This is a genomic window from Nocardioides sp. YIM 152588 (assembly GCF_040191335.1).
In the GTDB taxonomy this organism is placed as follows: domain Bacteria; phylum Actinomycetota; class Actinomycetes; order Propionibacteriales; family Nocardioidaceae; genus Nocardioides.
The window spans coordinates 42164-64484 of the sequence record NZ_JBEGDJ010000021.1; the positions used below are offsets into that span (position 1 = coordinate 42164).

Here is a 22321-nt window from a genome sequence, read left to right on the forward strand (position 1 = left end):
ACCGCATCCCCCTCGGAGACCGCCATGACCGCACCCTCGCCCCTGCACCGGCTCACCCTCGCGACCGCCCCCGACTCCTGGGGCGTCTGGTTCGCCGACGACCCGCGCCAGGTCACCTGGGACGTCTACCTCGACGAGATCGCCCGCGTCGGCTACGCCTACACCGAGCTCGGTCCTCCGGGCTTCATGCCGCAGGACCACGCCCAGCTCCGCGACGAGCTCGCCGCCCGCGACCTCACCGTCTGCGGAGGCACCGTCTTCGCCGGCCTCCACAAGGGCGCCGAGGCGCTGGAGCAGGCCAAGGTCGAGTTCGCGAAGGAGGCGCGGCTGCTGGCCGCGGTCGGCGCCGAGTACCTGGTGCACCTGCCCGAGCAGTACACCGACCAGCACACCGGCGAGTCCACGCAGGGCGCCGAGATCGACCCCGAGCAGTGGAAGAACCTCGTCACCGGCACCGACGAGCTGGCCCGCTACCTCCTCGAGTCCTTCGGCGTGAAGCTGGTCTTCCACCCGCACGCCGACACCCACGTCGACACCCAGCCGCGGATCGAGCGGTTCCTCGCCGACACCGACCCGGACCTGGTCAACCTCTGCCTGGACACCGGGCACGTGTCCTACTGCGAGGGCGACAACGTGGACATCGTCCGGCGGTTCCCCGAGCGGATCACCTACGTGCACCTGAAGTCGGTCGACGCCGAGGTCCGCGCCCGCGTCCTGGCCGAGGGCCTGCCGATGTCGGACGCGGTGCAGATGGGCGTGATGTGCGAGCCCTGGGACGGCGAGCCGCACATGCCGACCTTCCTCGGCGCCCTCGGCGAGCTCGACCGCGACATCTACACCGTGATCGAGCAGGACCTCTACCCGGTCGAGCCCGACGTACCGCTGCCCATCGGGGCCCGCACGGCCGGCTACTACGCCGGCTGCGGGCTCGGTCCCGTCCGTCGCTGGCGCGGATCCCGCTAGGAGTCCACATGACGACGCTCTCCCCCGCCGTGCTCGAGCCCGTCCGGGTCGGGCTGGTCGGTGCCGGCCGGATCGGCGCCTCTCACGCCCAACTGCTCCGCACCCGCGTGCCCGGAGCCCGCCTCGTCGCGGTGGGCGACGCCGCCCCGGCCGCGGCGCAGCGGCTCGCCGACGGGCTGGCCGTCCGGGCCGTCGACTCGCCGACGGCCCTCTTCGCGGACCCGGAGGTCGAGGCCGTCGTGATCACGGCCGCCTCCGTGGCGCACGCCGACCTGATCGGGGCCGCCGCGGACGCCGGCAAGGCCGTCTTCTGCGAGAAGCCCGCCGGGATGACCCTGGCCGAGGTCGACCGGGGCATCGAGGCCTGCCGGGCCGCCGGCGTACCGCTCCAGGTCGGGTTCAACCGCCGCTTCGTGCCGGAGTGGGCCGAGGCCCACCGGCTGGTGGCCGACGGAGCCCTCGGCACACCCCAGCTGATGCGGTCGGTGACCCGCGACCCCGGGCTGGCGAACCCGGCCGGGGTGCCGCCGGGCACGATCTTCACCCAGACCCTCATCCACGACTTCGACACCCTGCTCTGGCTCAACCCGGGCGCCCGGGTGACCAGCGTCCACGCCACGGCCGACGCGCTGGTGGCACCGGACTTCAAGGACGCCGGCCTGCTGGACACCGCGGTCGTGGTGCTCCGCTTCGACAACGGCGCGATCGCGGTGGCGGAGGCGAGCTTCTCCGCGGCGTACGGCTACGACGTGCGCGGCGAGGTGTTCGGCTCCCGCGGCCGGGTGACCTTGGGCGACGGCGCCACCTCCAGCCTCCGGCACGCCGACGCGGCCGGGAGGCACGCGGCGACCGCGCGCGGCGACGTCGAGCTGCTCGGCGGCTCGTACGTCGGCGAGCTGGCCGCGTTCGTCGAGGCGGTGCGGGCCGGCAGCCCGCCCGTGGTCGGCGGGCACGACGCCCGCCGGGCGCTCGAGGTGGCCCTGGCCTGCATCGAGTCCGCGGCCACCGGAGCCGTGGTGGAGCTCGGGAAGGACGGTGAACCGTGAGCGCGGACGGCTACGGATTCACCCTGGCCGCCTGCGCCGAGATGATCTACACCGACCTCCCGCTGCTCGAGCGGGTGGAGCGGATCCACGACCTCGGCCTCGGCGTGGAGATCTGGGACTGGACCGCGAAGGACCTCTCCGCCCTCGCCGCCACCGGCGCCCGGTTCACCTCGATGACCGGCTACGTGGAGGGCGACCTGATCGACCCCGGCGGGGCCGACCTGCTCCTCGCGACCGCGGAGCGGTCGATCGCCGCGGCTCGCACGCTCGGCGACCCGAACCTCAACCTGCACGGCACCGGGCTGGACGGCCGCGGCCTGCCGGTGAGGCCGGTGCCGGTCGTCACCGGCGCGATGTGGCTGGCCGCCGAGCGGACCCTGGCCCGGATCGCGGCGCTGGGCCGGCGCGAGGGCGTGGTCTTCTGCCTGGAGAACCTGAACCTGCCGGTCGACCACCCGGGCACGCCGTTCGGCCTCGCGGCCGACACGCACGCGCTGGTCGCGGCGGTGGACAGCCCGCACCTGCGGATGAACCTGGACCTCTACCACGCCCAGATCGGCGAGGGGAACCTGATCGAGCGCGTGCGGGAGAGCGCCCCGCTCCTCGGGGAGGTGCAGGTCGCCGACGTCCCCGGCCGGACCGAGCCGTTCACCGGCGAGATCCGCTACCCCGCGGTCGCGGCGGCCCTGCACGAGGCCGGCTACCGCGGGGTGGTCGGCCTCGAGGCGTTCGCGTCCGGCGACAGCACGCTCGCCCTGGAGCGATTCCGGACCGCGTTCAGCCCCGAGGCCTGACCCCCCGCTCGCCGCGCGGGCACCTTCTACAGGTCCAGGACCAGCCGGGCGGTGCAGGAGCGGGAGACGCAGATCATCATGCAGTCCCCGGCCTCCCGCTCCATGTCCTCGAGCACCGAGTCCCGGTGGTCCGGGACCCCCTCCAGAACCGTGGTCTCGCACGTCCCGCAGGTCCCCTCCTGGCACGAGGAGACGGTCGGCACGCCGGCGTCGGCCACCGCGTCGAGCACCGAGACGCCCGGCGCGACGGTGACGGTGCGCCCGCTCGCGCGGAGCTCCACCTCGAAGGCGTCGGCGCGCACGGGGTCGGTCAGCGGCTTGGCCGCGAACCGCTCGGTGTGCAGCGACCCCCGCGGCCACGGGGCGCACGCGGCCTCCACGGCGTCGAGGAGCGGCCCGGGACCGCAGCAGTAGACCTTCGTGTCCTCCCGCGGGCTCCCGAGGATGGCGGCCAGGTCGATCAGCCCCGTCTCGTCCTGGGGGACGACGGTCACCCGGTCGCCGTACGCCTCGAGCTCGTCGAGGAAGGCCATCGACGCCCTCGTCCGGCCGCCGTAGGTGAGGTGCCAGTCTGCCCCGCGGGCGTCGGCCTCCCGGATCATCGGCAGGATCGGCGTGATCCCGATGCCGCCGGCGATGAACTCGTAGCGCGGGGCGTCGGCCAGGCGGAAGTGGTTGCGCGGGCCGACGACCCGGACCACGTCCCCGGGGACCAGCCGGGCGTGGACGTGCTCGGACGTGCCGCGGCTCGCGGGCTCGCGCAGCACCCCGAGCCGGTACGTCGACAGGTCGGCCGGGTCGCCCGACAGCGAGTACTGCCGGGTGGGCACGCCCGGCACCGCCAGGTCGACGTGGGCGCCCGGCGTCCAGGCGGGGAACGGCCGCCCCGAGGTCGGCCGCAGCGTGAGCGCGACGACGCCGTCGGCGGCCTGCTCCTTGGCCACGACCACGGCCTCGGTCATCGTCTCGCCGGTGAGCCGCGAGATCGCCTCGCCGGACTCCCCGCGCGCGGCCGGCGGCGTGAACCGCAGCGGCAGGTGCCACCACACGTGCATGTTCGGCGTGCTCCGGTAGCGCTCGGGCTCGCCGTCGAGCTCGTAGCGGCCCAGGACCGGGAGCGCCTCCTCCAGGGCGATCTGGGTCTCCAGCAGGGCCAGCGGCCGGCCCAGGCAGCCGTGCAGCCCCTCGCCGAACCCGAGGTGGTTGAAGCGCCCGCGGGTGACCAGGTAGCGGTCCGGGTCGACGAATCGGCGCGGGTCTCGGTTGGCCGCGCCGTAGACGAGCACGACCCGGTCCCCCTCGGGGATCGTCACCCCGTGCAGGGTGACGTCGCGCGTCGCGGTCCGGCCCACGAGCTGGAGCGGGCTGTTCCAGCGGACCGCCTCGTCGACGGCCGAGGGGATCAGCGACGGGTCGGCGAGCACCAGCTCACGTTGGTCGGGGTTCTCGGCGAGCAGCTTGAACGTCGTGGCGATCAGGCCGGCGGTCGACTCGACGCCGCCGAGGAAGAGCACCATCATCAGGCCCAGCACCTCGGAGGCGGCGGTGACGTCCTCGTCCGCGAACGGGCGACCGTCGATCTCGGCCCGCACCAGGTGGGAGACGACGTCGGCGCGGGGCCGGCGCCGACGCTCGTTGAGCAGGTCCGCGAAGTAGTCCCGGATGCCGACGGTGGCGACGCGCGCCTCCGCCGTCAGCCGCGGGTCGCCCGGCCGACGGTCCTTGAGCTGGTGGACCCAGACGTCGAGCCGGGCCCGGGTCTCGGGGTCGTCGTGCCGCCCGGGCAGGCCGAGCACGGCGAAGAAGACGTCGTTCGGCGTCGGCCACGCGAGCTCCTGCGCCAGGTCGACCCAGCCGCGCTCGCGCCACGGCGCGACGTGCTCGCGGACCACGGCCCGGATCGCGTCCTCGCGCTCGGCGATGCGGCGGGGCAGGAAGAACGGCTGCACGAGGCGGCGGATCTGGTCGTGGCGCGGGTTGTCCAGGTCGGGCAGGAAGCCCGGCCCGGCCTGGTCGGTGGCCGTGTCGTCGATGTCGATGCCGTCGCGGGAGGAGAACGTCGCCGAGTCCAGCGCCGCGGCCCGCACGTCGTCGTACCGGGAGATCGCCCACCAGCCCCACCGGTCGCTGCGGAAGACCGGCGTCTGCTCGCGCAGCGACTCGTAGACCGGGAACGGGTCGGCCTTGAAGGCGTCGGAGAAGGGGTCGTACTCGAGGCGTGTGGCGGTCATCGCGGCGCTCCGGTTCGGTGGTGGAAGGGGGCGGTCAGGCGTTCTGCGGCAGGCCGACCCGCCAGCGCCGCCGGTCCGGCGGCGGGCGGAGGGCGAGGAAGCGGTCCAGCAGCTCCTGGTCGATCGGCGTGCGGACCGCGTCGAGCGCCGAGCGGAGGTGCTCCCGACGGCCGACGCCGACGACCGTGGTCGGCGCCCCGCTGCGCTGGACCGCGTACTGGTTGGCGAGGAAGGCCAGGTCGACGCCCGCCTCCTCGGCGAGGGCCACCATCGCGGCGGCGGCGCGCCGTACCGGCTCGGGGGCCGGGTGCTCCTGCTCGAACCGGGTGCCGCGCCTGGACAGCAGCCCGAGCGCCACGGCGGCCGCGTTCATCACACCGATCCCCCGGGCCTCCGCCAGCGGCAGCAGGTCCGTGGTGAGCGAGTCGTCGAGCAGCGTGCCCTTGGCATAGGTCAGGACCACGTCGACCGGCGCCTCGGTCAGCACCCGCGTGAAGGTGCCGAGCGGGTAGCCCGTGATGCCGATGAACCGGCACTTGCCCTCCTCCCGCAGGCGCAGCAGCTCCGCGACCGAGTCGCTGAGCACGGGGTCGAGGTCGACGAACTCCACGTCGTGGAGCTGGAGCACGTCGACGTGGTCGGTGCCCAGCCGGCGCAGGCTCTCCTCGAGGCTGCGGCGGATCCGCGCCGGGGAGAAGTCGAAGTCCGTCGGGCCGTAGCGTCCGGCCTTCGTCGCCAGGACGACCCCGTCGCGCTTGGCCGGCGTCAGCGCCTTGCCGAGCCGCTCCTCGGCGCTGCAGTAGTAGGGCGAGGTGTCGACGAGGTTGATGCCCGCGTCGAGCGCCTCGTCGACGAGGCTGAGCGCGTCGGCCTCCGGCAGCGGCCCGAACATCTCGCCGAGCGAGCCGGTGCCGAGCGAGACGGCGGAGACCTCCACCCCGGTCCGCCCCAGCGGGCGGTAGGCCATGGTGCTCACAGGTCGAGCACCATGCGGGGACCGCAGGATCGGGAGACGCAGATCATCATGCAGTCGCCGGCCTTCCGCGCCTCCTCGTCGAGCACCGAGTCGCGGTGGTCGGGCGTGCCCTCCAGCACCGTGGTCTCGCACGTCCCGCAGGTGCCCTCCGCGCACGACGACAGGACCGGTACGCCGGCGGCCCGGACCGCCTCCAGCACCGACGTGCCGGGGCCGACCGTGAGGGTCAGCCCGCTGCGGGCCAGGCGCACGTCGAACGGGCCCGCGAGCACCGGCTCGCTCAACGGCTTGGCCACGAAGCGCTCGACGTGCAGCGACCCCTCCGGCCAGTGCGCCGAGGCCTTCTCGACGGCCGCGAGCAGCGGCTCGGGACCGCAGCAGTAGACCTTGCCGTCCTCGATCGGCTCACCCAGGAGCGACGCCAGGTCGAGCAGCCCGGTCTCGTCCTGCGGCCGCACCGAGACCCGGTCGCCGTAGGGTGCGAGCTCGTCCAGGAAGGCCATCGACGCGCGCGTCCGGCCGCCGTAGACGAGCCTCCAGTCGGCGCCCACCCGGTCGGCCTCCCGGATCATGGGCAGCAGCGGGGTGATCCCGATGCCACCCGCGATGAACAGGTAGCGCGGGGCCTCGACGAGCGGGAAGTTGTTGCGCGGCCCCTGCACGCGGACGGTGTCGCCCGCGGCCAGCCGGTCGTGCACGTAGCGCGAGCCGCCGCGGCCGCCCGCGTCGTGGAGGATGCCGAGCCGGTACCGGCCGGCGTCCTCGGGGTAGCCGCACAGGGAGTACTGCCGGGTCGGCGCGCCGTCGATCATCAGGTCCACGTGCGCGCCCGGGGTCCATGCCGGGAACGGCTCGTCCCCGGCGGGACGCAGCACCAGCTCGACCACGCCCTCGGCGGCCAGGCGCTTGCCGGCGACGACGGCCTCGGTCACCGCCTGCTGCCGCGACGGGGTGAGCGTCAGCGTCGTCGAGTGGTGCGCGATGGCTCCGGTCAGCTGCTCGTCGGGCCCGGTGACCACCTCGAGCGGGAGCCGCGCGAAGCCCCGGACCATCTGCTTGACCCAGCGCTCCGGGGAGCCGACGACCCGGACCTCGGTGCCGTCCAGCAGCTCCTCCAGCATGACCCGGGCGGCCATCCGGGCCACCGGCGCGCCCATGCAGGAGTGGATGCCGTCGCCGAACGCGACGATCTTCCGCTCGGGCTCGACCACGCGGTCGACGTCGAAGGTGTCCGGGTCGGCGAAGGCCCGCTCGTCGCGGTTGGCGGAGGCCAGCAGCAGCATCACCCGCGCGTCGGCGGGGATCGTGGTGCCGGCCACCGTGACCTCGGCGACCGTCTGCCGGGACAGGTTCTGGGCGGGGCCGTCGAAGCGCAGCACCTCCTCCACGAAGGCGGCGATCTTCTCCGGGTGCTCGGCCAGGTGTCGTTGGAGGTGCGGGAACCGGTCGAGGACGGCCACGCAGTTGCTGAGCAGGGCGGCCGGCGCGTCGGTCGCCGCCGAGAGCACCAGGTGGGCGAGGCCCACGACCTCGGCGGGGTCGACGCGCTCGCGGTCCACCGCGAGCAGGATCTGGCTGATCGCGTCGGGCCGGTCGGCGTCCGCCCCGGCCGCGATCGCCTCGCGCCGGGCCGCGACGATCTCGGCGAGGTGCTCCTCGGACTCCCGGTTCGCGGCGCCGGCGTCGTCGGGGACCCCGAGCCGACCCACGGTGCGGGCCATCGCGCGGTGCAGGTGCGCGACGAAGTACGGCGCGTCCTCGGCGGGCGCGCCCACCAGGCGCAGCGCGACGTCGAAGGCCAGCGGCAGCGCGACGTCCTCGGTGAAGTCACCGCTCCCGCGCTCGCGGAACCGGGCCAGGAGGTCGCGCGCGGTCGCCCGCATCCGCTCCTCCATCGCCATCACCTCCCGGCCGCCGAAGCACTTCCGGATGGCGTCGCGGAGGACCGTGTGGTGGGGAGGGTCCTGGCAGACCAGCATCCCGACGCCGTAGGTGTCGTGCGTGCCGTCGATGTCGTTGCCGTACTTGTTGACCAGCTGGTCGTGGTTGCGCAGACAGGCGCGGACGTCCTCGTAGCGGGAGACGACCCACAGGTTGCGCCGCTCGTTGTAGTAGACGGGCGCGTGGTCCCGCAGCTGGCGGTAGGCCTCGTAGGGGTGGTCGTAGGCCGCGTAGGACAGCGGGTCGAAGTAGACGTTCGACGCGTGCGCGGCGGTGGTCGTGCCGGCGGGTTCGGAGATGAGGGTCATGTCGACTCCGGCGTGGGGGGATCCGATCGAGGTACTAGCACGTGCTAGTGAATCACGTCACGTTCCGCTCGTCCAGGGCCAGGTCAGGGCACCCGGACTATCGCGGCGACGCGGTGCTGCTCCGCACCACCAACGAGGGCTCGACCACGTGGACCTCGGGCAGGGCGGTCGGCTTGTCGATCCTGCGCAGCACCGCCTCCACGGCGGCCCGGCCCATCTCGTCGGGGTCCTGCCGGAGCGTCGTCAGGTCGACCGAGGAGAGCGCGGCGACCCTGCTGTCGTCGAAGCCGGTCAGCGACACCTGGCCGGGCACCCGGACCCCGGCCCGGCTCAGCACCTGGAGCACACCGACGGCGACCTGGTCGTTGCAGGCGAGGACGCCGGTGGGCAGGTGCGGGCGGGACAGGAGTCGGCGTCCGGCCTCGGCGCCGGCCTCCTCGGTGTAGTCCGGCCCGTCGATCTCGACGACGTCCGCGGCCAGGCCCGCCGCTGCGACCGCGCGCTCGTAGCCCGACCGGCGGTCGGCCGACGGCGGCATCGCCGGCGCGTCGACATACGTCAGCTCGCGGTGGCCGAGCTCGAGCAGGTGGCGCACGACCTTCTCGATGCCGGAGCCGCCGGCCGAGCGGACGACGTCGTACGCCGTCGCCTCCTCGCCCTGGGCGACAGCGACGACCGGCACCCCGGCGCGCTCGGCGACGTCCGCCATGGCCGCCGTGCCGAGCTCGGGGCCGATCAGCACCATCGCGGCACAGCGGTAGCCGAGGAGCTCCTCGACCGCCTGCACTGTGGTGCGCGAGCGGGTCTGGGCGCTCAGCACCACCTGCAGGCCCCGCTCCTCCACCGCCGCGTAGATCGCCTCGACGATGTCGGACTCGGTGGCGTTGGACGGCGAGAAGGTGACGCCGAGCTGGCGCCGACGGTACTGGCGCAGCATCCGCGCGCCCTGGTGCGGGCGGTAGCCCAGCTCCCGGGCGGCCTCCTTCACCCGGGCCCGGGTCTCCTCGCTCGCCCCGGGCATGTCGCGCAGGACGATGGAGACCAGCTGCCGCGAGACGCCGAGGTGCGCGGCGATGTCGGCCATGGTCGGCTCGCGCAGGACGCCACCTCCTCCTCGGGCTCCCCGGCCGCTCCGGCGGCACGGGTCGCGGATCCGCGCGCTCACGCTACCGCCCTCCCCGGCACCCGCAGTCGATGTCGGCGGCGCGTCCTAGCCTGTCGGCATGCCTCCGGTGAAGCAGGTCCAGGTGACGTTCGACTGCGCCCAGCCCGAGCGCGTGGCGCGGTTCTGGTGCGAGGTGCTCGGCTACGTCATCCCGCCGCCACCGCCCGGCTTCGACAGCTGGGAGGCGTTCGCCGCCACGCTGCCGCCGGAGCAGCAGGACGGGGCGTACGCGTGCGTCGACCCGTCGGGCACCGGCCCCCGCCTCTTCTTCCAGCGCGTCCCCGAGGAGAAGGTCGTGAAGAACCGCGTGCACCTCGACGTGCGGGTCGGGACAGGGTTGGTCGGCGAGGAGCGGGTGGCGGCGCTGGAGGCGGAGTGCGAGCGGCTGGAGGCGCTGGGCGCCACGCGGGTCCACCTGCTGCGCGCCGACGGGGTGAACGAGTCCTGCCTGGTCATGCAGGACGTCGAGGGCAACGAGTTCTGCCTCGACTGAGCGCGGCGGCGGGGCGACCGGGTGTCGTTGGGCCTGCGGGATGTTCCGCTGCCAGCGGCGCTGGGGTGGGTCGTGTGCCTGAGAACCCGCAATGCCGATGCCTGGGGCACACGACGCGACTCGGGGGCGGGTGCGGACTGGGTTGTGTGCCTGAGGGCCCTCTATCCCGATGCCTCAGGCACACGACGCCGACCCGGCGCCGGGCGGGGATGTAACACGCCGTCCACCGCACTGCACGGCTGCCTGCGTTGGTTTCAGTACGCCGCAACGGGCTCGAAGCACCGTCAACGGCCGATCAGAGCAGCGGACCGCGTGTTACAGCCCGACCTATGCCCCCGCGTGTCGGTCGGCCGGTCAGCCCAGCCGGGTCCACTGCTCCAGCACGACGAGCGTCTTCGTGCTGGCGACCGCCTTGCCGGCGCGCAGCGCACTCACGACCCGCCGCAGGTCCTCGACGCCCTCCACCCGGATCCTGACCAGGGCGTCCGGGTCGCCGGCGAGGGTGAGGACCTCCTGGACCTCGGAGATGTTGGCGACGAACTCCATGATCTGGGCGAGGTCGAGGTCGTCGGTGAAGTGCAGCTCGCACATCGCCTCGATGCCGGTCGCGATCCGGCCGTGGTTGACCTGGACCGTGTAGCGCTCGATCACCCCCAGCCGCTCGAGCCGGGCGATCCGGCGCTGCACCGGCGCCACTGTCAGTCCGACGGACCGGGCCACCTCGCGCAGCGGGCGCCGGGCGTTCTCGCGCAGCAGGTCGAGGATCGCGCGGTCGGTGTCATCGAGGGTGGCCTGCTCAGTCACGCAACAGAAGATATCCCAGACTGGTCATTCGTTGCGCGCAGCGTGAATCGGCCGTCGCATCGATTGCGAATCCTCGCTCAACCGGACGATCTTGCTTGTGACCCACCCCACGGTCCCGCGACGCTCCTCTCACCACCCCACCGCGCCTGGAGGAACGTTGACCGTCGCCACCGCAGCCCCCCTCGCCGTCGAGCGCCTCGACGGCACCGCCACCGGACACGAGCAGGTCCTCACCTGCCACGACCCCGCCACCGGTCTGCGGGCGATCGTCGCGATCCACGACACCCGGCTCGGCCCCGCGCTCGGCGGCACCCGGTTCTACCCCTACGGCTCCGAGGCCGAGGCGCTGACCGACGTGCTGCGGCTCTCGGAGGGCATGACCCACAAGGCGGCCGCGGCCGGGCTCGCGCTCGGCGGCGGCAAGGCCGTCATCCTCGGCGACCCCGCGACCGCGAAGACCCCCGAGCTGCTGGCCGCCTACGGCCGCTTCGTCGACTCCCTCGCCGGGCAGTACTTCACCGCTGCCGACGTGGGCACCACCGCCCAGGACCTCGACGTCGTCGCCACCGCGACCCGGTACGTCGTGGGCCACAACGGCGGCTCCGGCGACAGCGGGTTCTCCACCGCGTACGGCGTCTTCAGCGCCATGCGGGCGACGGCCGAGCACCGGTGGGGTGGCGCCGGCCTGCGGGGCCGGCGGGTCGGGGTCGAGGGCCTCGGCAAGGTCGGCGCGCGACTGGTGGCGCTGCTGCTCGAGGAGGGCGCCGAGGTCATCGTCGCCGACCGCTCCGCGACCGCGCTCACCGACGTCCTCGAGCGGCACCCGCAGGTCACCGCGCGCCACTCCGTGCTCGACGCACCCGTGGACGTCTACGCGCCCTGCGCGCTCGGCGCCACGCTCACCCCGGCCTCGGTCGACGACCTCCGCGCCACCATCGTGTGCGGCGCCGCCAACAACCAGCTCCTCGACCCCTCGGTCGCCCCGCAGCTCCAGGTCCGCGGCATCACCTGGGTGCCCGACTACGTCGCCAACGCAGGCGGCCTGATCCAGGTCGCAGGCGAGATCTGGGAGCGCACCGCGGACCAGGTGCGCGGCGACGTGGCCGCCATCGGGGAGACCGTCCGGGCCATCCTGCGCCGCTGCGACGACAGCGGCCGACTGCCGAGCCAGGTCGCCGACGAGATCGTGGCCGAGCGGCTCGCCGCGGCATCGAGCTCCGTCGACACCGAGGAGGTCGGCGCGTGACCGAGCTCCTGGACCGTCCGACCGCGACGACGCCGGCGACCCCGACGACGGCCCCGAGCACGCCGTACGACCTCGACGACCGGTTCCGGCCGGGCGCCCCGCGGACGCTGCTGACCGGCGTCCAGGCGATCGCGCGGCTCCTGGTCGAGCACCACGCCCTCGACCGCCGCCGCGGGCTGCGCACCGCGTCGTTCGTCTCCGGCTACCAGGGCAGCCCGCTCGGCGGCCTCGACCGGCTGCTCGCGGGGATGCCCGACGTCCTCGACGCCGCCGACATCCGGTTCGTCCCGGGCCTCAACGAGGAGCTGGCCGCGACGTCGGTGTGGGGCAGCCAGATCGACCTCCCGCTCGGCACCGCGACCCACGACGGCGTCACCGGCTTCTGGTACGGCAAGGGCCCCGGCGTCGACCGCGCGACCGACGCCCTGCGCCACGCCAACATGTACGGCGTCCACCCCCGCGGCGGCGCCGTGCTCCTCGTCGGCGACGACCCGGCATCCAAGTCCTCGACCGTGCCGGCCGTCAGCGAGCGGTCGCTGGCCGCCCTCGGCATCCCGGTCCTCTTCCCGCGCAACGCAGCGGAGGTCGTCACGCTCGGCCTGCACGCCGTCGAGATGTCGCGCGCCTCCGGTTGCGTCGTCGCGCTCAAGATCGTCGCCGACGTCGCCGACGGCGGCTGGGTGGTCGAGCCCGGCGTCGGTGACCTGCGGCCCGTCGCCCCGGCGATCGAGTGGGACGGCAGGCCCTACACCTACGAGCAGCGCCCGATGGTGGTCCGCCCCGACGCCATCGTCCGCGCCGAGGCCGAGCTCGTCGGACCGCGCACCGCGCTGGTCCGCGCGTACGCCGACGCCAACGGCCTCGACGTGCTCGACGTCGACCCGGCCGCAGCGACCGTCGGCTTCGTCGCCTCCGGCAGCTGCTACGACTCGCTGCGCCAGGCGCTGGCCGACCTCGGCGTCGGCGACGAGGACCTGGACCGCGCCGGGATCCGGCTGCTGCGGCTGGGCCTGATGAGCCCGGTCTCCCCCGCCACCGTCCACCGCTTCGCCGAGGGCCTGGACCGGATCGTGGTCGTGGAGGACAAGACCTCGTTCATCGAGACCCAGGTGCGCGAGATCCTCTACGGGACGCCCGGTGCGCCGCGGATCCTCGGCAAGCGGGACGCCGACGGCCGCGCGCTGATCCCCGCCGACGGCGAGCTCACCGCGGGCCGCCTGCTCGCGCCCCTGCGCCACCTGCTCCAGGGCAGCGTGACCATCACTCCGCCCGCGCCGAAGCGCATCCCGCTCCCGCTGCTGTCGACCAGCCGGTCGCCGTACTTCTGCAGCGGCTGCCCGCACAACCGATCCACCGCGCTGCCCGAGGGTTCCATGGGCGGTGGCGGCATCGGCTGCCACGCCATGGTCACGGTCTCCGACCGCGAGGACAGCGCCGTCACGGGCGTCACCCAGATGGGCGGCGAGGGCGCGCAGTGGATCGGGCAGTCCTGGTTCACCGACGCCGAGCACGTCTTCCAGAACGTCGGCGACGGCACCTTCTTCCACTCCGGCCAGCTCGCCGTGCAGGCCTGCATCGCGGCCGGGGTCAACATCACCTACAAGGTGCTCTACAACCAGGTCGTCGCGATGACCGGCGCCCAGGACGCCGAGGGCGCGCTGACCGTGCCGCAGCTGACCCACAAGCTCCGCACCGAGGGCGTGCGCAGGATCGTGGTCTGCGCCGACGACCCGGGCCGCCACCGCCGCCGCGACCTCGCGCCCGGCACGCTGCTCTGGCACCGCGACCGCCTCGACGAGGCACAGCGCCTGCTGCGCGAGACCCCCGGCGTCACGGTGCTCATCTTCGACCAGCACTGCGCGGCGGACGCCCGCCGCCAGCGCAAGCGCGGCCGGCTGCCCGAGCGCACGAAGCGGGTCGTCATCAACGAGGCCGTCTGCGAGGGCTGCGGCGACTGCGGCGCGAAGAGCAACTGCCTCTCCGTGCAGCCGGTGGAGACCGAGTACGGCCGCAAGACGCGGATCGACCAGACCTCCTGCAACACCGACTACAGCTGCCTGGACGGCGACTGCCCGTCCTTCGTGACGGTGGAGACGGCGCCGCGGTCGCGCCGTGCCGCCCGGAGGGACGCCCGGAGGGACGCCCGGAAGGCCGCGCGGCGCTCGTTCCCCACGCCGCCGACCGTCGCGCCGAGCGCGGCGGAGGGGGCGGTCACGGGCACGCAGAACGTCTTCATGACCGGCATCGGCGGCACCGGCATCGTGACGGTCAACCAGGTGCTGGCGACCGCCGCGCTGCGCGCCGGGTACGCCGTGGAGTCGCTCGACCAGACCGGCCTCAGCCAGAAGGCGGGCCCGGTCACCGGCCACCTGCGCTTCGGCGCGGGCGACGCCGACGGCCTGGAGCCCGCGAACCGGCTCACCCCCGGCTCGGCGGACTGCTTCCTCGGCTTCGACCTGCTCACCCTCGCCGAGGAGCGCAACCTCGCCTACGGCGACGCCCGTGCCACCCGAGCGGTCGTCTCCACCAGCCGCACCGCGACCGGCGCGATGGTCTACGACCCCGCCGTCCGGCACCCCGACGAGGCGGACCTGCTCGCCCGGGTGCGGACCGCCGCCACCGATCTCGTCGACCTCGACGCGCTCGAGGCCTCCGAGCGGATCTTCGGCAACACCGTCGCCGCGAACTTCCTCCTCGTCGGCGCGGCGTACCAGACCGGCGCGCTCCGGCTCCCCGCCGCGGCCATCGAGGAGGCCATCGGGATCAACGGGACCGCGGTCGCGGCCAACGTCGCCGCCTTCCGCTGGGGCCGCGTCGCGGTGGCCGACCCCGCGGCGTTCAAGGCCGCCGGAGCGGCGGCGGCCCCGCTCTCCCCCACCCCCGAGGTGCCGGTGCCCGCGTCGGTCGCCGCCGCCGGGCTCGACGGCGAGGTGCTCCGACTGGTCACCCGCCGCGCCGCCGACCTGGTCGCCTACCAGGACGAGCGGCTGGCCGACGCCTACGTCGACCTCGTCGCCCGGGTCGCCGCCGCCGAGCGGGCGGTGACCACCGAGACCCGGCTCAGCGAGGCCGTCGCCCGCCAGCTGTTCGCGCTGACGGCGTACAAGGACGAGTACGAGGTCGCCCGCCTCCTCACCGACCCGGCGTTCCTCGCTGAGACCGGCGGCGCGTTCCCCGGCGGCACCGTCTCCTTCAACCTCCACCCGCCGGTGCTGCGCGCGATGGGCCGGGAGAAGAAGATCGCCTTCGGCCCCCGATCGCACGGCAGCCTGCGCGCGCTGGCCCGGATGAAGCGCCTGCGCGGCACCCGTGCCGACCTGTTCGGCCAGGCGCACCTGCGCAAGGTCGAGCGCGCGCTGCGCGACCACTACCGCGACCTCGTCGCCGATCTGGCCGCCTCCCTCGACGCGGAGGGGTACGAGCGGGTGGTGCGCCTGGCCGAGCTGCCCGAGATCGTCCGCGGCTACGAGACGGTCAAGCTCCGCAACGTCGCGCGGTACGTCGCCGCGCTGCACGCGGAGGGCATCGCGACTCCCCCGGTGCTCGGCGAGCCCGCCGCGGGCTGAGCCGCGAGAGGACGCGCTCGGCGCGTGCGGGAGGCCCGGGGTCCCGCACGCGCCGGGCGGCGTCAGTCGCCCTCGGCGCGCACGGAGAAGACCGGCGCCCCGCTCGCGCAGCGTGCGACCACCTTGGCGTCGCCGCCGTCCTCGCCCTCACGCTCGAACTCGACCTCCAGCTCGCCGGAGCCGCCGCCGACCTGGGCCCGGTAGCCGTTCGCGGGCTGCGCCGAGACCAGCCGGATGGTCGAGCCCTGGCAGGCGGCTGTGACCACGCCCGCGGCTCCCTGCCAGGTGCGCTGCTGCGTGGCCGGGGCGGGTGCGGCGGCCGTCGACGGCGCGGTCGACGGCGTGGCCGGTGCGGGTGCCGCCGACGACTCCTCCGAGTCCTCCGGCTCCACCGCACCCGGGGCGGCGACCGTCGGTGCCCCACCGCCGGACGTCGACGGGGTGCGTGAGGGGTGCAGCGCGGGCGACCGCGACGGCGACGCGACGACGGGGCCGGTGGTCGCGACGGGACCCGTGGTGGCGACGAGCGGCTGCTGGGACTCCACGAGCTCGCTGCCCGCCCGGGAGATCACCGCCCAGACCGCTGCCGACACGCCGGCGACGACGACCGCCCAGACGACGAGGGCGGCGAGCACGCGTGGCCGGGTCATCGGCGCCTCCTTCCCGGGTACTCCGGACAGTACTTCGGCCCTGGCGGCGGGCCCGGTGCGGCTACGGTTCCAGCATGACCAGCATCCTCGTCGTCGAGGACGACGAAGCGATCCGGACGGCGGTGACCCGCGGGCTCCGGGAGCGCGGGCACGCGGTGGAGGCGGTGGGCACCGGGCTCGCCGGTCTCGAGCACATCATCCGCGAGCGGCCGCAGGCCGTGCTGCTGGACCTGGGTCTTCCCGACATCGACGGGCTGACCCTCATCTCGATGATCCGCGCGGCGAGCGACGTGCCGCTGATCGTGATCACCGCGCAGGACGACGACCCGACGATGGTCCGGGCCCTGGACCGCGGGGCCGACGACTACGTGGTCAAGCCCTTCGGCACCGACCAGGTCGAGGCGCGGGTGCGCGCCGTCGTACGGCGGGGCGGCCGGGACCTGACGCCCTCGGTGATCAAGGTGGGTGGCCTCGTCATCGACGAGACGACGCGGCGCGCGACGCTGGACGGCGCGGTGCTCGAGCTGTCGCGCAAGGAGTTCGACCTGCTCGCCCTGCTCGCCTCGCGACGCGGGCAGGTGGTCACGAAGCGGGAGGTGCTGGCCGAGGTCTGGCAGCTGCCCGCGGGCGGGCCGGACCGCAGCGTCGACGTCCACGTCTCGTGGCTGCGGCGCAAGCTCGGCGAGACGGCGGCCGACCCGCGCTACCTGGTCAGCGTCCGCGGGGTGGGCCTGCGCCTGGTCGACCCCGACTCCCCCGACGCGTGATGCAGCGCCGGATCTCATGGCTCGTCGTCGCCGCGACGTCGACGATCGTGATCGCGTTCGTGGTGCCGCTCTGCCTGCTCGTGCGGACCCTCGCGGAGGACCGTGCGATGGCCGCCGCGGACCAGGAGGCGCGCAACGTCGCGATCCTCGTCTCGGGCCTGGGCGACGACCCCCAGCTGGCCGACCTGGTGGCCGACATCGACAGCCGCGGGATCCCCACCACCGGCGTGCTGACCTCCGACGGCCGCCAGCTCGGTGGCGGCGACGACCTCGCCGACGACCCCGAGGTCCTGCGGGCCCGCGAGGGCGAGGCGTTCACGGTGGTCGACGACGAGGGCGGGCGGGTGCTGCTCCCGGTCATCCTGGACACCGGGACCCAAGTGGTGCGCTCCAGCGTCACCGAGGCGGACCTGCACCGCGGCGTCGCCGGCGCGTGGGCCGGCATCATCGGGGTGTGCGCCCTGCTGCTCGCCGCGGCGGCCTGGGTGGCGTGGCGGTCGGGACGGCGCATCAGCGAGCCGCTGCGCGAGGTCGCCGCGACGGCCCATCGGCTGAGCGACGGCGACCTCGCCGCGCGGGCGGAGGTCGGCGGGACCGACGAGACGCAGGAGCTGGCCCGCGCGCTCAACGGGCTGGCCGAGCGCACGGTCGAGCTCCTCGCCGTCGAGCGGGCCGCCGTCGCCGACCTGTCCCACCGGCTCCGCACCCCCGTCACCGCGCTCCGCCTGGACGCGGAGGCCGTCAGCGACGCCGAGGTCGCGCAGCGCCTGCAGGCCCACATCGCCGTCCTCCAGCGCACCATCGACGCGATCGTGCGCGAGGCGCGGCGCCCGGTCCGCACGGACCTGGCGGCGCGGTGCGACGCCGTCGCGACCGTCCGCGCCCGGATGGAGTTCTGGCGCCCGCTCGCCGAGGACCAGGCGCGCGCGATGACGGTCTCCCTGCCGGACGGTGACCTCCCCGTCCCGCTCGCCGACGAGGACCTCCGCGACCTGGTCGACGTGCTGCTCGACAACGTCTTCGCGCACACCCCGGAGGGCAGCGCGATGCGGATCGACCTGCGCGCCGAGGGCGACGGCGTCGTGCTGACCGTCGCCGACGCGGGGCCCGGCCTGGCCGACGGACCGGTCGAGCGGGTGGGCAGCACCGGCCTGGGACTCGACATCGCCGCCCGTACCGCCGGCGGCGCCGGCGGCGGGCTGACGGTCGGCGCCAGCGCCGAGGGCGGCGCGCAGGTCGAGGTGCGGCTGCCCCTCGTGGCCGGGTGAGGCGGGGCCGGGACCGGCCTCAGTCGTCCTCGGGCCCCTCGTGCTCGCCCTCGTGCTCGCCCTCGTGCTCGCCGCCGCCATCGTCCTCCCCCTCGTGCTCGCTCTCGCCCTCGTCCTCGGGCTCGTGCTCCCACGACTCGTCCACCACGTCGTCGCCCCCGTCGTCCCGGCCGTCGGAGCCGCCGTCGTCCGCCCCGGGCGCGGCCGGCGCGGCCGGAGGCGGCGCTGGAGCCGGGCTGGCCGGCGCGGCGGCGGGCGCGGCCGGCGGATCCACGGGCACCAGCACGGTCCGGACGACGTGGGTGACGCAGACGCCCTTCTCGAGCCGGCTGTCGCCCGGGCAGGGCGCCCACCGCACCCGGGTCCGGCGCGGCTCCGCCGGCGCGGCCCGCTCGGAGTGGACGGCCGGTGCGGGCTGGTCCGACGTCGGCCCGACCGCCTGGCTGCGGTAGGCGACGACGGAGCCGGCCACACCGGCGGCGAGGATGGCCGACGTGACGCCGGCGGCGATCGTCTTCATGGGGGGCAGGATGCGCCGGGACCCGATAACCGCGCCTCGTGACCTCCTCAAGTCCACGTCAAGGAATGCCTTGACGTGGACTTAACGGAGCGATGAGGACACCTTGCCACGCTCTCCGGCACCGTCCTCCTCCATGAGCTACGACGCCCGGACCCGTGACCGGTACCGCCTCGCCGTGTCGGCGGCGACGGCCACCGTCGCCGCCGGGGCGATCACCGCGACCGGATGGCTCGCCGGGGCGGCCGCGCAGGACGCGACCGCCCAGGAGCAGGCCGCGCAGGACCAGGCGACACAGGGCGCGCAGCAGGGCACCGCCGCCGGTGCCGATCGCGCCGCCCGGGTCGCCCGGAAGGAGGACCGCCGGCAGCGACCCCGGATCGTGCTGCGCGAGCGGCCGACCCGGACCCGCGTGACCACCCGGTACGTCGCGGCCGCCGGCTCGGCGACCATGACCTCACCCGGTGGCACCGTCAGCGGATCGACCGGCACCACGCCCCTCAGCAACCCCGCGCCGGCCCCCGCACCCGCCCCGGCACCGGCACCGCAGGCGAACCCCGCGCCGGCTCCGGCCCCCGCCCCCGCGCCACCCCCGGCGCCGCCGCCGGCCCCGTCGAGCGGCTCGTGACGATGGCCGCCTCCTCCGTCACCTTCGAGGCGCTGGGCACCTCGGTGTTCCTCGCCGTGCGCGACCCGGACGACCTGTCGCCGGCACGGGGCCTGGCGGACCAGGTGCTCGCCGACGTGGACGCGACCTGCAGCCGGTTCCGGGACGACTCCGACCTCTCCCGGGTCAACGCGCACCCCGGCCGGTGGGTGGAGGTCGACCCGCTGCTGGTCTCCGGCGTCGCGGTCGCCGTGGCGGCCGCCCGGGCCACCGGCGGCCTCGTGCACCCCCTGCTCGGCCGGCAGCTGATCGAGCTCGGCTACGACCGGGACTTCGGCGCGCTGGTCGAGGACGACGGATCGACGGTCACGGAGACCGAGCCGCCCGACCTCGGCGCCTGGGAGCGGATCGAGGCCGACCCCGCGGGGGCGCTGCGGATCCCCGACGGCACGTCCCTGGACCTCGGGGCGACCGGCAAGGCGTGGGCGGCGGACCTGGTCGCCGCCGCGTGCGACCTGCACCTCCGCTCCTCCGCGATCGTGAGCGTCGGCGGCGACCTGCGGATCGCCCGGCCCGACGGCACCCCGTGGTCGGTGGCGATCTCCGAGCGTCCCGGGGCCGCCGCCGACGTACTCGTCGGGCTGGACCGCGGCGGCCTGGCCACGTCGAGCACCCGGGTCCGCCGTTGGACCAGGACCGGCTCCCGCCACCACCACGTGCTGGATCCCCGCACCGGGCGTCCGGCGCGCGAGGTGTGGCGCACGGTGACGGCCACCGGCGAGACCTGCTCGGCCGCCAACAGCGCCAGCACGGCCTCCATCGTGCTCGGCGACGAGGCGCCCGGCTGGCTCGCGGAGCGTGGCGTCACCGCCCGGCTGGTCGCGACCGACGGAGCCGTGCGGACGGTCGGCGCCTGGCCCGCCGGCACGGCCGGGTGCCCGACCGGGACCACAGCCGGGTGTGCGGCGGGAGGCACGGCATGACCGACGGCCCCCTGCTCTGGTACCTCAACCGCGCCACGGGCGTGGTGGTCCTCGTGCTGCTGACGCTCAGCGTCGTCCTGGGCGTGCTCGCCCTCGGCGGGCGACCCGGCCGCGGCCTGCCGCGGTTCGTGACCCAGTCGCTGCACCGCAACCTCGCGCTGGTCTCGGTGGTCGCGCTGGCGGTCCACGTGGCGACCGCGGTCGTCGACACCTACGTCGACATCCGGTGGTGGCAGGCGGTGGTGCCGGTCGGCGCGACCTACCAGCCGCTCTGGCTGGGGCTGGGCGCCGTGTCCCTCGACCTGATCGCCGTGGTGGTGCTGACCAGCCTGCTCCGGACCCGGCTGCCGCACCGCGCCTGGCGCGCGACCCACCTGATCTCCTGGCTGGCCTGGACCGTCGCGATGGCGCACTCCGTGGGCATCGGCACCGACCTCGCGGATCCACATGGCCTGGCCGTGCTTCCCGTCGCCGCCTGCGCGTCCGCGGTCATGCTGGCCCTCGCGGTCCGGGTCGCCCGTGCGGTCCGGCGGCCCCGCGTCCCCGAGCTGGGGAGGGCGGCATGACCGGGTCGGCCGCCTCGCCGGTGCCGATCCCCGTCCGCGTCGGCGTCCACCCCGGGCCAGCCCTCCTGGCCGGGGTCGCCGACGGCCCGTCGCTGCCTGCCCACCGGGCGCGGTACGGCGACCTGCCGACGCCCACGCTGGACGAGCTCCACCGCCTGGTCAGCGCCGTCGGCCTGCGCGGCCGGGGCGGCGCGGCGTTCCCGTTCGCGACGAAGCTGGAGGCCGCCGCGCGCGGGCGGCGCCCCGTGGTGGTCGTCAACCTCAGCGAGGGCGAGCCGGCCAGCGCCAAGGACAGCGCCCTCGCGCTCTCCGCACCGCACCTGGTGCTCGACGGCGCCGTGGCCACGGCCCGCGCGCTCGGAGCGCGGGAGGTCCACCTGGTGCTGCCCGGCGACCGGCCGATGGCACGCCTCCGGATGCTGGCCGCGGTCGACGAGCGCCACGACAAGGTCCGGCTGCGGACGCACACCGCCGATCCGCGCTTCGTCGCCGGGCAGGCCCGGGCCGTCGTCGAGCTGATGTCGGGCCGCACCAACCTCCCCGTCACGGCGTGGGCGCCCGAGGCCGTCGAGGGGTACCGCCGGCGCCCGACGCTGCTGTCCAACGCCGAGACCTGGGCGCAGGTCGGCCGGCTCGTGCTCGCCGGCGAGCCGGCGTACCGGCGCCTGGGCACCGGCGCCGAGCCGGGGACCACGCTCCTCACCCACAGCCGCCACGGCGCCGACCCGGAGGTCCGGGAGGTCCCGTTCGGGACCTCGTTCGGCGACGTGCTGCCGCCGCTGCCGGCCGGTGCCGCGGTGCTGGTCGGCGGCTTCCACGGCGCCTGGACGACCTGGGGGCTGCTCGCCGGGACGCCGGTCTCCGTGCCGGGGATGGCCGCCGCGGGGCTGCCGCTCGGGGCGGGGATCGTCCACGTGCCGGCCACCGCCGGCTGCCCGCTGGGCTTCACCAGCGCCGTGGTCGACTACCTCGCCGGGCAGAGCGCCGGCCGGTGCGGGCCGTGCGTCAACGGCCTGCCCGCCCTCGCCGACGCGGTGCGCGCCGCCTGGCAGGGCCGCGACACGGCGGCCCGGGTCGACGAGCTCGCCGGGCTGCTGACCCGGCGCGGCGCGTGCGCGCACCCCGACGGGACCGTGCGGATGGTCCGCTCCCTCTTCACCGCGTTGCCCGCGGAGGTCGCGGCCCACCGGGACGGCGCCTGCGTCGCCACCACCCGCGCGGGGGTGGCCCCGTGAGCCGGCGACTGCGCGTGGACTGGCCGGCCTGCCGTGCGCGGGGCCTGTGCCACGAGCTGCTGCCCGAGGTCGTCGACCTCGACGAGTGGGGCTACCCGATCGTCACCGACGCCGTGCCGGACGCCCTCCTCGCCGACGCCCGCGCGGCCGTCCGCGCCTGCCCGCGGCTGGCGCTGCGGATCGTCGACTGAACCG

20 protein-coding genes are annotated in these 22321 nt (G+C 75.1%); 13 read left to right on the forward strand and 7 right to left on the reverse strand.

Annotated features, from left to right (window positions below; all coding sequences use genetic code 11):
• Positions 1-24: 24 nt before the first annotated feature.
• The 3 genes from ABLM29_RS12075 to ABLM29_RS12085 are packed head-to-tail and all read left to right on the forward strand — an operon-like array spanning position 25 to position 2803.
• Positions 25-963 carry a TIM barrel protein gene (locus tag ABLM29_RS12075; protein ID WP_349714360.1) on the forward strand — a complete coding sequence of 313 codons (939 nt, stop codon included), beginning with the start codon at positions 25-27 and terminating at the stop codon, positions 961-963.
• A gap of 8 nt (positions 964-971) precedes the next feature.
• Positions 972-2009, forward strand: coding sequence for a Gfo/Idh/MocA family oxidoreductase (locus ABLM29_RS12080; protein WP_349714361.1), 1038 nt, complete (start codon positions 972-974; stop codon positions 2007-2009).
• Positions 2006-2803 carry a TIM barrel protein gene (locus ABLM29_RS12085; RefSeq protein WP_349714362.1) on the forward strand — a complete coding sequence of 266 codons (798 nt, stop codon included), beginning with the start codon at positions 2006-2008 and terminating at the stop codon, positions 2801-2803. Before ABLM29_RS12080 ends, ABLM29_RS12085 begins: the two co-directional genes overlap by 4 nt.
• A gap of 26 nt (positions 2804-2829) precedes the next feature.
• Here the strand turns inward: ABLM29_RS12085 and ABLM29_RS12090 are convergent, their stop codons facing one another.
• From ABLM29_RS12090 to ABLM29_RS12105, 4 genes are all read right to left on the reverse strand, one after another.
• On the reverse strand, positions 2830-5034 hold the full coding sequence (locus ABLM29_RS12090) for a cytochrome P450 (RefSeq protein ID WP_349714363.1): 2205 nt from the start codon (positions 5032-5034) through the stop codon (positions 2830-2832).
• A 34-nt stretch (positions 5035-5068) separates the two neighbouring features.
• A complete protein-coding gene (locus ABLM29_RS12095) occupies positions 5069-6001 on the reverse strand; it encodes an aldo/keto reductase (protein ID WP_349714384.1) in 933 nt (310 codons plus the stop codon).
• A 5-nt stretch (positions 6002-6006) separates the two neighbouring features.
• The gene (locus ABLM29_RS12100; protein ID WP_349714364.1) at positions 6007-8259 is read right to left on the reverse strand and encodes a cytochrome P450/oxidoreductase; all 2253 of its coding nucleotides are present in this window, start codon (positions 8257-8259) and stop codon (positions 6007-6009) included.
• A gap of 97 nt (positions 8260-8356) precedes the next feature.
• Positions 8357-9424: a LacI family DNA-binding transcriptional regulator gene (locus tag ABLM29_RS12105; protein ID WP_349714365.1), complete on the reverse strand. Its 1068-nt coding sequence runs from the start codon at positions 9422-9424 to the stop codon at positions 8357-8359.
• Positions 9425-9482: 58 nt separating this feature from the next.
• Here ABLM29_RS12105 and ABLM29_RS12110 point away from each other — a divergent pair, with 58 nt between their 5' ends.
• Complete coding sequence (locus ABLM29_RS12110; RefSeq protein WP_349714366.1) at positions 9483-9917, forward strand: VOC family protein; 435 nt, start codon at positions 9483-9485, stop codon at positions 9915-9917.
• Positions 9918-10271: 354 nt separating this feature from the next.
• Here ABLM29_RS12110 and ABLM29_RS12115 read toward each other — a convergent pair whose 3' ends face one another.
• Complete coding sequence (locus tag ABLM29_RS12115) at positions 10272-10721, reverse strand: Lrp/AsnC family transcriptional regulator (RefSeq protein ID WP_349714367.1); 450 nt, start codon at positions 10719-10721, stop codon at positions 10272-10274.
• A gap of 157 nt (positions 10722-10878) precedes the next feature.
• Between ABLM29_RS12115 and ABLM29_RS12120 the strand changes: the two genes are divergently transcribed.
• On the forward strand, positions 10879-11967 hold the full coding sequence (locus ABLM29_RS12120) for a Glu/Leu/Phe/Val dehydrogenase dimerization domain-containing protein (RefSeq protein WP_349714368.1): 1089 nt from the start codon (positions 10879-10881) through the stop codon (positions 11965-11967).
• Entirely contained in the window at positions 11964-15533 is a 3570-nt protein-coding gene (locus tag ABLM29_RS12125; RefSeq protein WP_349714369.1) for an indolepyruvate ferredoxin oxidoreductase family protein, read from the forward strand. The genes ABLM29_RS12120 and ABLM29_RS12125 overlap by 4 nt, the downstream gene beginning before the upstream one ends.
• A 62-nt stretch (positions 15534-15595) precedes the next feature.
• Here the strand turns inward: ABLM29_RS12125 and ABLM29_RS12130 are convergent, their stop codons facing one another.
• On the reverse strand, positions 15596-16183 hold the full coding sequence (locus ABLM29_RS12130; protein ID WP_349714370.1) for a hypothetical protein: 588 nt from the start codon (positions 16181-16183) through the stop codon (positions 15596-15598).
• A gap of 74 nt (positions 16184-16257) precedes the next feature.
• Between ABLM29_RS12130 and ABLM29_RS12135 the strand changes: the two genes are divergently transcribed.
• Together ABLM29_RS12135 and ABLM29_RS12140 are read left to right on the forward strand one after the other, a co-directional pair.
• Positions 16258-16950: a response regulator transcription factor gene (locus ABLM29_RS12135; protein ID WP_349714371.1), complete on the forward strand. Its 693-nt coding sequence runs from the start codon at positions 16258-16260 to the stop codon at positions 16948-16950.
• The gene (locus tag ABLM29_RS12140) at positions 16950-18218 is read left to right on the forward strand and encodes a HAMP domain-containing sensor histidine kinase (RefSeq protein WP_349714372.1); all 1269 of its coding nucleotides are present in this window, start codon (positions 16950-16952) and stop codon (positions 18216-18218) included. Before ABLM29_RS12135 ends, ABLM29_RS12140 begins: the two co-directional genes overlap by 1 nt.
• A gap of 19 nt (positions 18219-18237) precedes the next feature.
• Here ABLM29_RS12140 and ABLM29_RS12145 read toward each other — a convergent pair whose 3' ends face one another.
• Positions 18238-18738: a hypothetical protein gene (locus ABLM29_RS12145; protein ID WP_349714373.1), complete on the reverse strand. Its 501-nt coding sequence runs from the start codon at positions 18736-18738 to the stop codon at positions 18238-18240.
• A gap of 133 nt (positions 18739-18871) precedes the next feature.
• On the opposite strand from ABLM29_RS12145, the gene ABLM29_RS12150 reads away from it, so the two are divergent.
• The 5 genes from ABLM29_RS12150 to ABLM29_RS12170 are packed head-to-tail and all read left to right on the forward strand — an operon-like array spanning position 18872 to position 22317.
• Complete coding sequence (locus ABLM29_RS12150) at positions 18872-19363, forward strand: hypothetical protein (RefSeq protein ID WP_349714374.1); 492 nt, start codon at positions 18872-18874, stop codon at positions 19361-19363.
• 2 nt (positions 19364-19365) lie between these two features.
• Positions 19366-20325, forward strand: a complete 960-nt coding sequence (locus tag ABLM29_RS12155) for an FAD:protein FMN transferase (protein WP_349714375.1) — start codon at positions 19366-19368, stop codon at positions 20323-20325.
• Entirely contained in the window at positions 20322-20891 is a 570-nt protein-coding gene (locus ABLM29_RS12160) for a ferric reductase-like transmembrane domain-containing protein (protein ID WP_349714376.1), read from the forward strand. The genes ABLM29_RS12155 and ABLM29_RS12160 overlap by 4 nt, the downstream gene beginning before the upstream one ends.
• On the forward strand, positions 20888-22126 hold the full coding sequence (locus tag ABLM29_RS12165) for an NADH-ubiquinone oxidoreductase-F iron-sulfur binding region domain-containing protein (protein ID WP_349714377.1): 1239 nt from the start codon (positions 20888-20890) through the stop codon (positions 22124-22126). The genes ABLM29_RS12160 and ABLM29_RS12165 overlap by 4 nt, the downstream gene beginning before the upstream one ends.
• Entirely contained in the window at positions 22123-22317 is a 195-nt protein-coding gene (locus ABLM29_RS12170; RefSeq protein ID WP_349714378.1) for a ferredoxin, read from the forward strand. Before ABLM29_RS12165 ends, ABLM29_RS12170 begins: the two co-directional genes overlap by 4 nt.
• Positions 22318-22321: the final 4 nt, after the last annotated feature.